Here is a 13,329-nt window from a genome sequence, read left to right on the forward strand (position 1 = left end):
CACGTGTTAAATTTTTTGATCTGCCAAATACTTTTGCACAACTTTAGGATGTCCTCCAGTATATGCTTCTGTTCGGATTTCATATAGATCATGTTTTGTTATATTCCAATTTGGCTGACCTGTATTATCTAGCATTCCAACATCATATCTGCGATTATCGTTAAACTTAATCCCCTTTCCTAAAGCATAATGATAATGATGTAGGGTTACTTCTTTCACATAGTGTCGAGGATAATCAAATATGCTTCTGCCATTCAACTCTAATCCGCAGTGATGCTTTTGCTCTTGATATCGAATTCCAATATGGTTTCTCCATATTCTAATTTTACTATTTGACCAGTGGGCATCATTGATTACATTAGTGCGGATAGTCCAAGGGTCTTTCCAAAAATCAATAAATGGGAATTCCAAAATGTTTATATTCCTTTTCTTCATTAACCCTGGTAGAATAGTTCTGATTCTATCGTCAAATATTTCATCTGCATCGATCGCAGCAATCCATTTTCCTTTTGCTTGGTCCAACAGAAAATTTCTTGCTGCTGATTCGTTCCAATCATCTGTATAAGGTAGTCCATTTTGTTTTTTTTCGAATAATACAATATTCATTTTTTGTTGATAATCCCTGATTATTTCCAAACTTTTATCTGTGCTTCCTCCATCAAGTATGACTACTTCGTCAGCAAACTCTGATACACTTTCTAAATATAGAGGTAAAAAAAACTCTTCATTTAGAACTGGTAAAATAACTGATAGGCTCATCATCTATTTCCTTTCTCTCATATAATTTTTTGACATTACTTCTCATGCATTAATCTTAGATTTAACAGTAGCTTTATTATTTTCATAAACTCTTTACTGCCACTTGCCTTCTACTCGTTTTATATTTTCTTCTTAATAGATGTTCCTTACACAAAAGTAATTGAGCAGGATTAACATTGCAGCAAACATCAAAACTATCATGAATTGCTATAGATAAAATCTCGCTCTTTTAAGGTTGAATATCTTGTGAAATAATACTGAGGGCTTTTTCTTTTGAGAAATATTCTTTTACATAATCAAAGGAAAAACGTGACAATTGATCTAATAAAGTTTCATTGTAATAGAGGGAAATTACTTTCTTGGCAAAATCATCTGGAGTATCAGATACTGTTAAGATATTTTCTGCATTATTATAGCCTTCTGCTCCTATGGAAGTGGTTACTACAGGAACTTGATTTGACATTGCCTCAAGAACCTTTCCTTTCACGCCAGCACCATATCTAAGAGGTACAACTGCAAGACGACATGATTTATAATACTGTTTTAATTGCTGATCGGACACATAGTCAGTAACAATAATATTTTTGGATTGAAGTTCCTTTATGTTATCTGGCGGATTAGAACCGACTATATAAAACTTAATATCTGGTATCTTTTTTACAATTTTCGGATATATCTCCTTAACAAACCATAATACTCCATCTACATTTGGACTATGGTTAAAACCTCCTACAAATAATAGATCCGATTTATTTAAAAACGATTCCTTTTCTTTTTTAATATATTCATCGAATATATATATTGGCATTGTTTTTGCATTAATGGACGTATCTAATTTTTTTATCTCATTAACTTCTATTTGTGAAAGATAGTAAACTACATCTGCTTTTTTCATAATTTCGTATTCGATTTTTTTCCATTTATTCGATTCTCTCAACAATGATGCTCTATGAAAAAGATTATACTCTCTTAAATTTCTTAAATAGTGTAGATCATGTCCATAGTATAAAATCTTTGCATCCGTATATTTCTTTAAAAAGTCAATATACTTAATGGAAATATGTGGACGATTCAAGAAAATATAGTCAATATTTTTACTGCTTTCTTTTATCCAATTTTGTATATTTTGTTGATACCAGTTACCGTACAGCACCTCTATGCCTAACTGTTGTAATTCTGTTGTATATGGTTCATGTCTATAAAAGTTATCTCCAATAAATTTAACGTTTAATCCCATTTCTTTGAATAGCTTTAAATAGTGGTATATTGATCTACTGCCTGCATCTTTATCAAAATGCGGCACATAATGATCAATAACAAGCATCGTTTTTTTCTTGCTGCTTCGATCCCTTGCTTGAAACACATTTTCAGCATTAGGAAAATGTTCTTTCTCTAGCTCTCTCCTCCATTTCCATAAAAATTTTTGTTGGTTTAACGTTTGATATCTTTTAATTCCTGATTCTATCTCGGTGCCGTGGGAAATGCCTTCATGATGAACAACAACAGACTTTGGTTGAAACATTACTTTAAACCCTAACCTTCTTACTGCAAACGCAAGATCAGTATCTTCAAAATATGCAGGAGAAAACATTCTATCAAATCCTCCAATTTGCGACCACAGCGAGGAACGAATCATTATGCTTGCTCCAGAAATATAATCAACTTCTTTTACATAATTAAATTCAGGTTTTTCAGGATCATCATTGCGCCCATAATTCCATCCGCTAGCATCTTTCCAAATAATACCTCCAGCTTCTTGTAGATTTCCATTTGGATAAATTAATTTTGAACCAACCATTCCAACACTTTGATCATTCTCTATTAGTTTCAGGAGATATTTCAGCCAATCACCTTGAACCTCTGTATCATTATTTAAGAAAACTAAATATTTACCTTTTGCAAATCTTGCAGCATTATTACTGTTTAGAAGAAATCCTCTTTTTATCTCATCTCTAATAACAAGAATATTTTTGGCATATTCCTTAATCTGAACTGTTTCGTCATCGGAAACATCATCGGCAATAATCACTTCATAATCAATATCTTTTGTATTTTTTATGATGGAAACTAAACATCTCATTGTAAATTTCCAATTATTATAAACAGGTATAATAATTGAAACGAGTGGAGCTTCACTTGCTTTAGGAAAAATTAAACGTGGAGCATCATATAATTCTCTACTATTATTTTCAAAATTTTGTCTTTCGGATTTATTTGACAGTTTTTTATACATATAATCCCATTTTATAGTACTATTATTTGTTAAATGAATATATCTGTATAACCCAGTTTCCTTACCTGTAAGGGAACTATTCATATTTCCTTTTAATTGTGATTTAGACCTTACATGATCCCATATTCTTAATTCTCGTATTTCTCCAACAAAATTCCCATATGACTCAAGTCCTCCTAATATTCCAGATGCAAATACATTGCTTGTTAAACTTCTTAACCCTCTTTTTTTAAACTCACCATTAATATAAAGAAACGGAGTTTTATTAAAATAAACAATTGCAATATGAGTCCAGTCCGTTAGATTTGCTTGATATACTAAAGTAGCAGGTAAATGATTTATTGTATGTTCATAAACAGAAATTCCATTAGTGCCAACTGATACTCCTATTCCTGCAAATCCAAATTGACCTCCATGACTTGCACCAATCACATATCTTTTACCAAACATACCCGAGGCACCTCTAATTGATTCTTTATCAATTTGATGTGTCGCTTCTGGTTTCACCCAAAATTCATAAGTGAAATTATTTCTAATGTCCAACATTAGTGGTTCAAGTACAAAATTTTCCTGACCATTAAATTTCATTTCTTCATCACCTTATTATTAAAAATCATTCCCTTATGCTATTGCTTTAAGAATAATCTTCATTAAATTGAATTATCATAAAACTTGGCCAAATTTAGTGACTACTTCGTTTGTTAATATTTATAAACTAGGTATTATACAATTTAAATATTGGTTAAATCCTTCTCTTTTAAAGAAGCAACCTAAATAAAAATGGTTCATACGTGTTCTTGATGAAGAAACAGATACTTATCCAAAACTAGGTTCGTCTGTTTCTTTGTTAAAACTCTCTCAATATATATTTTTACTCTGCTCCTAATAAAGTGATCTAGTGAATAAATGATTAGGTAGGCAAAATCTATTGATTCATATCTGAAAATCTATATGGCTTAATAACAAATATCTCTTACTCCATACATTCACCAGTTTATTACGGAAAACAACTCACATTAAATACAACAAACAAAGATGTGAAAAAACATAAATGTTTTGTATAGTATATGGCGTGTCTTTTGAATTGGTACTTAGATCTCTTCACTATATTTTTTTAAGCAAAATGACTAAGAGAAGATTACTAATTGGAACACACTAAGATTTCTTTCTGAGTTAAAAAAATTAATAAGAGGAAGAAAATACGGATTCATTATTGAATGGAGAATTACTTCATTACCTTTAAAAACAAGGATTAATTTACCATTTTTTTACAATAAAAACAGAACTTCAATCAGGCTTTTATTCTACAAGTTTCTACCCACCTAGATTTCTCATTTTCTCTTATCATCCCTTAGATCAGGGTCAAAACCCCATTAATGTGTGCTAAAAAACAAGGATAATTATCATACTTCAAAACTTTTTATTATTGCTTTAAATTGCCAATAGCCTAGTCTTATTAGCAAGAGGTATTAGTAATAAAAAATACTTGCTAAATAAGATACCTTATATGGATTCTCCATCATTTATTATAGATACCATCTCCTCTACACGATGAAAAAAAGTATGCTCCTTCTCTACTCTTTCCCTCCCCCTTTTAGCAATTCCCCTTCTTTCTTCCTCTGCTTGGAGATAGTATTTTGCTTTTTCAATAAGTTCTTCCTCGCTTCTAAATGAAACGATTTCTTTCTGTTCTATAAAATGTGTTGGCAAATCCTCTTTAAATTCAATCAATTGAAATGCAGCACAGGCAGCAACATCAAATGTGCGATTATTGATGCTTTTGCCGACAATCCCTAGTTTATTTTCATTATGCCGTTGATTTGCTGGGCGATGTGTATTTAATACAATTTTGGCACCATTATAGTAATTGGCGACAATGGATGGATCCACCCAATCATAATTAATGGATATATTCTGGTAGCGTCTGAATTTCCGCAGCAAATGTTTCCATGGTCCCACTACTTGAATGTGAAAAGGCGTATAGTGCGCTAGAAGCTGAATACATCTAATTCGATCCGGATAAGGATATCCAACCAAACAGATGTCACTCTGGTATTTTTCGCCTGCTTGCTTCGGTGCAAATAAATGAGAATCTGTGGCTAGCGAGAGATGATAGGCTTTTTGATGTCCATTTTTTTGATAATATTCTAGAGCGGCAGAATCGATGGTGAAAACATAATCAAAATCTTTTGCTAGCGATGAAGTAAGATCCATATAATAAGGATCTTCCGTCAACCACACCGCTGTTTTAACCCCTCGCTGCTTTAAATATCGCAGCATATCAGCAGGCAGATAAAATCCTACTAGTGTTAATGCGATATCTGGATTAAATTTTGCTATTAGCGATTGAAAATCTGACATTTCCTTTTCTACTGGAAAAAATTCTACATCTTGTCCTATGATTTTCAACTCTTTTTGAATGCATGATTCAAACCATTCATAAATCCCTTTATATCCGGAAGAAATAAATAAAATCTTCATTTGAACGACTCCTAAAATTAATAATGGAATGCTTCCGATATCAAAACAAAAGTTATCTATTGCTTTGTTTTGAAGCTTGCTACTTATCCATTTTATGAATATCCGCAAACAGTGTGATAACAAATTAACTTTTAATAAAAAACAAATATCAAATAAAATTGAGAAACTAGTCCAAGCATAAAGGACAATAAAACATATATTTAAGTATAACTAAAGACAAAGGTCGCTAACTAAAAAACAGTTATAAGCTTTTGATTCTTTGGAATATAAAAAATTTATAGGAGTGAAATGTATGAAAAAAAATACAGGTTGCGGTTGCAACGATCATCATGATTGTCCACAAGGGTTGTCTTGTGACAAAGTAAAATCAACAGTCGGCAGTACAAATGTAACACCATTTGAAGTATCTGGCACTGAAGAAATTACAGCAGTATTGGCTGATGTTTTATTACAAACACAAGTAGAGGCTGATATTAAACTTCCTTCATATGCAAGAGAAGTTAAAAACATTCGAAAAAATATTCGTTTAACACAATGTAAAGCATTGCCAAATTCTCTAGACCCAACAGGAATGTCTGTAAAGTTAATGGTGGAAGGATATGTTCATAAAAACATTCAATATGTGGAAGACTGTTATGGAGTACTAAAAGATTACGCAGTAAACGTACCTTTTAGATTTTTCCAATTGGTAGAGCTAGAAAGACCTGTAGAATTCCCACTTGGTGAATTCAGCAGCAAAAACAGCAGCACATTTGAAAGAAGAGAAATTGCTAAAGACGGTATGGGTGCTGACCCTTGCCTAGCAGGCTCTTTAACATTTGAAGTATTTACAGAACCAGTTCAATGCAAATTATTAGCAACTGCTATTAATGAGTGGGACTTCTTTACAAATCATGATAATTGGGGAAGATTTGATAAAATTACAGAAAAAATGGATGTAGTAGTAGCACTTAAATTATATCAAAAACAACAAACTCCTGATCCAATCCCATCTCCATCAGGTTTTCCACGCCCAACATTTTCAACAACTTCTAATGGGACAATTGCTGACTTCTTCCGTGGCATGATTGGCTAATACTAAACAAATAAAGGGTGCCTCCAAAAAGAGGCACCCTTTATTTGACTATTGATTAATTCAAAACAACTCTCAACAAATAAAAAATTAGCAATCTACTTAATTAAACTCCACATACTGCTCTTGCAGCAAATCAATGGATATAAGTGCTCTTCCTTGGATGTGAAGCTTTTTTGCATCCTCGTGCGATTCTAAATCATGATGACAAATAATATTCATGCTAATTAAGCTGCTTTCGACAGGATCCGCAAATGTTTGATCTGCTTCCAAATGGAAGGTAGGCACATCGCTATAAAAGGATTGGAACATAAATTCCCTCTGACTGCTGCTTGGTACTAAAGGAGGATACAGCCAATTTGCCTTTACTACTTTTTCCACATGTAATGGCAGCTTTATAGTATGAAGTGTTTGATTAGGGTGCTGATTCACATATTCAATACTAGCCAGAAGCGTTCCTTTAAAAAAGATAGTGTTTGAAGGCAGTGCTGCAAAACATTCAAAATTTTGTATAGACCATTTGATATTTTCCACATTGTCCATTGGCCATATCCAATCAAACGCATCCAAAATATTAATTTCTATATTTAATCTTGCAAGCAATATAGGATATTTTACAACTGGAACCGGCTTATCCCCAAAAAATCCATCATCTTGAGATTTCTGCGGCTGATTAGCATGTTCCGTATGTTTTTTTTTCATTTCATCGACAAAATGATCTTCCAATTCATCATATACGGCAGAGGATTCTTCTGGTGATGATGAAAGTAGATGTTGTTCTTTGGTACTTGATGTATCAATTTGTTCATCTAATTCCCCTTCTAACAGAGAATATATCTCTTCTTCTAATGAGAGCATACTGTCTGAATTCCAATTGCTTATAAATTCATCCTCTTCTAGTTGATTGGAAGACTCCTCTGGCATAGATGCATCTTGACTAGAATTATTGCTGTCAGAAGAAAGTAGAACCTCTTTATCTGACAATGGTTCTTCCATCTGTACACTATTATCAGAAAGTTGTTCTAAAAGCGATTCCTTCATCAAAGAGAACAAATCATTCTCTCCATCATCGTATACATGTTTGAACTCTTCGATTTTCGAATTTTTTTCCTTCTTAGAAGATATTTTCTCTATCAGAAGCGGACTTTCATTCTCCATCGATAAAAGCTCTTCCCGCAATTCGTTTTCCTTCTCAGAAGATATTTTCTCTATCGGGAGCGAACTTCCATTCTCCACAGATAAAAGTTCTTCCCGCAATTCGTTCTCCTTATCAGACGATATTTTTTCTATCAGGAGCGGACTTTCATCTTCCATAGATAAAAGCTCTTCGAGCATAATTAATATCGCTTCTTCTATTGAATTTAGAGACTTTTCCTGACTAGATGGAAATTCGTCCACTAACGATTCCTTATCCTTTAATTTCAGCTCTTCTTCCAAATTTTCATCATTATTATCAGACGACTCCATTAATTCATCTTTGAGCACTTCTTCCCCTTCCTCTTGAATCAAATTTATTGAATGAAAGTGTTTTCCCTCTATTTTTGGTGGAGGAAGAAGGAATGGCTTCGGAATATTTTCCTTTATCTTCTTTTGGCCAGATATTGAATTACTTTGTCCTTTCACATCTAAATATTCATTATCTTTTTTATCCAGATGTTCTATTTTATTGTTTTCAGCAAGACTTTCTCCTTGCTTCCTATTTGGAAAATCAAGTGATGCAGTCTGGCCTTTCACGTAATTCGTTTGATCCATATCTATTATATCTAACTTTGGATGAAATCGATTCATATCTTCAGAAGGTTTACTCGTTTTATTTGTCTTTTTATTAAGCATTCATCCCAACCCTCCTCCTCGCACCTAAATTTATTGGGTTCTATACTTTTTTAGCTGCATTCATCACAATCACAATGATGAGCATCATTGGTAGTGGAGGAAACACGAATCTGTTGATTTTGAAGTACTTTTAAGGTGATATCAACTACCATTTTTTCCTCAATCTTTGTAAAGAACCCTTCTCCTAATGGACCGCCATTTGGAAGATGCTCTCTATCTACTGCTTCATCCCACTCAATAATTTTGCTAGAAATGAGTTCACAGAATGGAAGTTCATTATAATGTTGGGTACTTTCTTGGTGAAACTGTGAAAGGTCACTAGATTGAAATTCATCTTTTTCAGGAAAACCCGTAGGCAATGGTTTGGAAACTAAGAAGTCAAATTCACTGCGTTTGTTAACTTCAGGCAAAACTGGAGCTGTTAAGAAATGTTTAATCTCGGTTACACATTGAAATGGCACATCTACTGTGAATGAATGTAAATCTGATGCAACAGATCTAGCTGTGCTTTGATCAATTTCTTTACTAGGACTCGCATATTGGATATTTTTTCGCACATATCCTTTTACAAATAATTTATTTGTCGGCAACAGCAACCTACATTGAGTTAATTTTATATGTTTTTTCACATCTTTTATTTCTAATACAGGTTCCGGAAAATCAATAAAAGCATCCAGATTAACCTGAAGAGTAAGCTCAGCTAAAACAACAGGAATTTTTGTAATAATTTTTCCTAGTGTTATATGGGGATGATGGGGATGGCTTTCACATTCATTTTGAGTTGATGAAGCTTTACATTCATAATTTTTTTTATTTGCATCTGACATTTTGGGTCCTCCTTAAACAAGATAATGCATCTTATGCAGGTTAAATATCTATGTTTGGGCAGAAGCCTACTATTAAAATTTTTTCCTAGTATTCTATTCATTCAAAATAATCGATTGAAAAATATCGAATTTATAATAAAATTAAATTTTTAAATAATTAATTCGAATATACGGTCATTTTTAATAATCCAGAATATGTATATCAGTAAAATGATTATATTACAAAAAAGACAATATCTTGGATTTCTGATGAATGTTCCAAGATATTGCCTATAATATTTATCTCAATCAGCTAATTACCAATAAAAAGTATAAATTATTAGAATCCTGGTGGTGTAGGAAGCGCTATAACACGGACTTGTTGCTTTTGCAACACTTTAATTCTAAACTCTAAAAACATTTTTTCCTCCACATGATGGAAAATACCTTCTTCAAAAGGTGCAATACCTGGCAATGGTTTACGATCTATAGCTTCATCCCATTCAACAATATCACTTCTTAACAATTCGCAAAATGGAATTTCATTATAAAACTGTGTGCTTACTTGATGAAACTGGGAAAGATCACTGGATAGTAGTTGATCCTTTTCTGGATATCCATGCCCTAACTCTTGAGCTCTAAAGAAGTCAAATTCTTTTCTTGTATTGTTGAATGGAAGCTGTGGTGGTGTTAAAAAGTCCTCACTATTTATTTTTGTTACACATTCAAAAGGCACATCAACTGTCAGAGAACGTATTTCAGAAACAACACTTTCGTCTGTTGATCCTGGACAAGGTGTAGCATATTGAATATTTTTGCGGACAAACCCCTTTATAAATAAGCTAAGTGTTCTTGGCTGAAATGGACCAGCTGGATCAAATTCAGAAATTCCTGGCAGCAGTAATCGGCATTGCACAATTTTTATCCGTTTTTTAATGTCTTTAATTTCAAGAACTGGATCTGAAAAATGGATCTTTGCAACTAAATTGGTCCTCACTGTTAATTCTGCCAGTGTAACTGGAACTTTTAAAATAGTTTCGCCTGCTGGTGTTGTAATAGGATTTGTTATCGGTTCACTCTCACACTCACCAACATGCGCGTTAACCTGTACCCCCATACAATTTTCATCTTTTTTCATTATTAATTCCCCCTCTATTTTTTAATACAATGCATTGTATGCACGCCTAATAAAGAATGCAGTAGGACATACATGGAATTTTTGGATAAGCTTTTAAATATTAAAAGCAAATAGGATAGTACATGCACAGAAAAACCTTTATCTTGCATAGGATTCAAAAGGAGGAGTGAGAATATATGAAAAGTAAAAATTTATTCGCCATTGATATTGGAAATAGTTGGTACAAATGTTTAACATATGATTATGGGACAGAATGCCAATACCAACTTCCAAATGCCCTTGCCCATTTTGATGAAGAATTTTATGAAAAACCATATGATGAAGATGATGTAGATTTTGAAGAAAATTTAATTATTGAGATAAAAAGCCACGCCATTCTGGATAAAAGAGAAATATACTATATCGGCAAAGCTGCAGCCAAACAAAGAGATGTCAGCTTAACAGCATATCATAATCAAAAAGCAACAGAAGATCGTACCTATATACTACTATTTGGCCTAGCAGCTTACCATGCTGTACAACTCCATCATGATGAAAACGAAATCAATTATACGATTGATCAATTAGCTGTGTCATTGCCTACTACACAATTTAAAGAAAAAAAAGAGATATTTAAACAAAGATTATTAGGTACACACACGATTATTTTTCATAAAGTTCCTGGATTTGCAGAACCGAAAGAGCTAGTAGTCAAATTAAAGATTGAAGATGTTATTGTTGGTGCAGAAGGTGCATGTGCTTATCTAGGACTAACACGTAATCTAGAAACATTAACTATTTATAATGATTCACTAGTAAATGATTCAAAAAAAGGGATTATTATTGGAGATCTTGGCGGCGATTCTATTGATTTTGTAGGCATAAAAAATAATAAACCAGTTTCTTCTGTTGAAGGCGAAACCTTTGGCATCAATCCATTTCTTGATAACATCATACAAAAAATAAGCAAAAATGAAATGTATAAATTCGATTCCCGTGCAGAACTTGAAGAAAAATTAGCGGCTGGACAGTCAGAATGGTATGTAGAACCATATGCCGGGGTCAAAAAAGATATTAGCAAATACATTATTCCTCAATTAAAACTAATGGCAATTAAATATCTAGAGCATTTTGATCGTGTTCGTTCAACCTCCAATGAAATTAAAGGAGCAACTAGATATATCGCTGTAGGAGGAGCAGCAAAATTAGCACAAAAACAAATACAAGAAGCTGCTGTCAAATGGTCTGAACGGGGACGTCCCATCCATTTAACCTTCCCAGAAAACATGGAAAAATTAAATGTCGTTGGGCTCATGATTCTTGCAAAAATGAAGCAGCTAAAGAATGAGCAAGAGCAAGAACAAAACGATACTACAAATCTTAATTTCGTTAAAGGATAAGGATGATAATTATGTCAAAAATGTATACTGATTATACTAACATGACTGCCATTACAATTCCTGATCAATTCATTGATGTTAAAACAGGTGACTCACAGCTTATCACTGCAAAAATGCAAGAGCAAATTGAATATCATACCCACAACCAAACACTCCTGCATCTTTTATTATCTGCTTTAAATAGTTATCTACATCCTAAGATAGCTCATGAAGGAACGAAAGAAATACTTGCAGAGCTGTCTGAGATAAAAGAAATGATGATGCAAACTTATTCTACCCCATCTAACTATCCTATAAAATCGCTGATAAAACATAATCCAAAAACGGTATCAGCAGAATTAAATATGAAAGATGTGGAGGATATTCTTGAAATTTTTGGTGGATAGTTTTTATGTATATGTGAACTCAAAAATATGAGTTCACATTTTTTGTGTTTATAAATACACAGCAGGCAGACAAGTAATGGCACAAAAACTGGATATATTTACATTTATACAAATTCCCGTTTTTACTAAATCATCCACATTTTTATGATTAATTTGGGAACAGATTGACTCTTTTTCAAGTTCCTCTTTTTTATAATGTGCTTTGCAGCAACATTTTTTTTTCGGCTTAAATGCCAACAATTCAAGAGTAGCACAATTCTTGTTTACTTCTTTTATTGTGAAAAGATAAGAAGTAACACAAACAAATTTTTCCTCTTTTGAATGGCTTGTATACGTCGTAACTCCAGTTGCTTTAAAAGGTTGACAGTCACTGCTGTATATAATGAAAGGAATCGTATTTTTCATCGGACATTTTTTTTCTTCTAAAAGCTCTTGAATGGACTGTTTACATGAAATTAAGCCTTCTTCTTTTTTTTGAACTTTTTTTTCAGCCGATAAAATAGCCGATAAAACCTCGCCTACACAGTTTTTGTAATGTTTATGGTTTTTCTTATGGCAATGGTCTTTGCATTCTTTTTTGTCGTCTTTCTTATGGCAGTGGTCTTTGCATTCTTTTTTATCGTCTTTCTTATGGCAATGGTCTTTGCATTCTTTTTTATCGTCTTTCTTATGGCAATGGTCTTTGCATTCTTTTTTGTCGTCTTTCTTATGGCAGTGGTCTTTGCATTCTTTTTTGTCGTCTTTCTTATGGCAGTGGTCTTTGCATTCTTTTTTGTCGTCTTTCTTATGGCAGTGGTCTTTGCATTCTTTTTTGTCGTCTTTCTTATGGCAATGGTCTTTGCATTCTTTTTTGTCGTCTTTCTTATGGCAGTGGTCTTTGCATTCCTCCTTTTTATGGTGATGACACCCACACTTAAAACTAGCTTTAGCTTGTACCTTCATATTCCACTCGAACATAATGTTCACTCCTTCATTGTATACTCATAATTAGCATACGTCCGAGCATAACTTATGGAGTGATAAACTAGCCTAACAAAAACTAATTTTTCCTTCTGTTCCTATATGCAGATACACAAAATAAATGGAAGCTCACCTCTATGTATTTGCTTTCTAATCCCTGTATCTTCCGCTAATTTTGTATATCTTTCTGTTTCTGATTACACTAATAATTTCTTTAAAAATTTCTTTTATTCACTTTTTTGACCAATTCCGAATTTTAACTCTCCCACTCTTTCTCTCAGC

At 33.0% G+C, this 13,329-nt stretch carries 10 protein-coding genes; 3 read left to right on the forward strand and 7 right to left on the reverse strand.

Features of this window, described 5'->3' with window-relative positions; translation table 11 throughout:
* Window positions 1-6: 6 nt before the first annotated feature.
* The 3 genes from NCCP28_RS00490 to NCCP28_RS00500 all read right to left on the reverse strand — a co-directional run bounded on the left by NCCP28_RS00490 (window position 7) and on the right by NCCP28_RS00500 (window position 5,473).
* The gene (locus tag NCCP28_RS00490; protein ID WP_248559463.1) at window positions 7-762 is read right to left on the reverse strand and encodes a glycosyltransferase; all 756 of its coding nucleotides are present in this window, start codon (window positions 760-762) and stop codon (window positions 7-9) included.
* A 226-nt stretch (window positions 763-988) separates the two neighbouring features.
* Entirely contained in the window at window positions 989-3,580 is a 2,592-nt protein-coding gene (locus tag NCCP28_RS00495; RefSeq protein ID WP_248559464.1) for a glycosyltransferase, read from the reverse strand.
* Between the two features lie 915 nt (window positions 3,581-4,495).
* The gene (locus NCCP28_RS00500) at window positions 4,496-5,473 is read right to left on the reverse strand and encodes a CgeB family protein (protein ID WP_248559465.1); all 978 of its coding nucleotides are present in this window, start codon (window positions 5,471-5,473) and stop codon (window positions 4,496-4,498) included.
* Window positions 5,474-5,765: 292 nt separating this feature from the next.
* Between NCCP28_RS00500 and NCCP28_RS00505 the strand changes: the two genes are divergently transcribed.
* Window positions 5,766-6,548: a CsxC family protein gene (locus NCCP28_RS00505; RefSeq protein WP_248559466.1), complete on the forward strand. Its 783-nt coding sequence runs from the start codon at window positions 5,766-5,768 to the stop codon at window positions 6,546-6,548.
* Window positions 6,549-6,647: 99 nt separating this feature from the next.
* Here the strand turns inward: NCCP28_RS00505 and NCCP28_RS00510 are convergent, their stop codons facing one another.
* From NCCP28_RS00510 to NCCP28_RS00520, 3 genes are all read right to left on the reverse strand, one after another.
* Entirely contained in the window at window positions 6,648-8,378 is a 1,731-nt protein-coding gene (locus tag NCCP28_RS00510; RefSeq protein ID WP_248559467.1) for a hypothetical protein, read from the reverse strand.
* Window positions 8,379-8,428: 50 nt separating this feature from the next.
* Window positions 8,429-9,205, reverse strand: a complete 777-nt coding sequence (locus NCCP28_RS00515; RefSeq protein ID WP_248559468.1) for a CsxC family protein — start codon at window positions 9,203-9,205, stop codon at window positions 8,429-8,431.
* 319 nt (window positions 9,206-9,524) lie between these two features.
* Window positions 9,525-10,322, reverse strand: a complete 798-nt coding sequence (locus NCCP28_RS00520) for a CsxC family protein (RefSeq protein ID WP_248559469.1) — start codon at window positions 10,320-10,322, stop codon at window positions 9,525-9,527.
* 176 nt (window positions 10,323-10,498) lie between these two features.
* Here NCCP28_RS00520 and NCCP28_RS00525 point away from each other — a divergent pair, with 176 nt between their 5' ends.
* Window positions 10,499-11,701, forward strand: coding sequence for a ParM/StbA family protein (locus tag NCCP28_RS00525; protein ID WP_248559470.1), 1,203 nt, complete (start codon window positions 10,499-10,501; stop codon window positions 11,699-11,701).
* 11 nt (window positions 11,702-11,712) lie between these two features.
* Window positions 11,713-12,087 (forward strand): hypothetical protein, encoded by a 375-nt coding sequence (locus tag NCCP28_RS00530; protein WP_248559471.1) that lies wholly within the window; start codon window positions 11,713-11,715, stop codon window positions 12,085-12,087.
* A gap of 48 nt (window positions 12,088-12,135) precedes the next feature.
* Here the strand turns inward: NCCP28_RS00530 and NCCP28_RS00535 are convergent, their stop codons facing one another.
* Window positions 12,136-13,044, reverse strand: a complete 909-nt coding sequence (locus NCCP28_RS00535) for a CotY/CotZ family spore coat protein (RefSeq protein WP_248559472.1) — start codon at window positions 13,042-13,044, stop codon at window positions 12,136-12,138.
* Window positions 13,045-13,329 lie beyond the last annotated feature (285 nt).

The organism is Niallia sp. NCCP-28 (genome assembly GCF_023168165.1).
Taxonomy (GTDB): domain Bacteria; phylum Bacillota; class Bacilli; order Bacillales; family Cytobacillaceae; genus Niallia.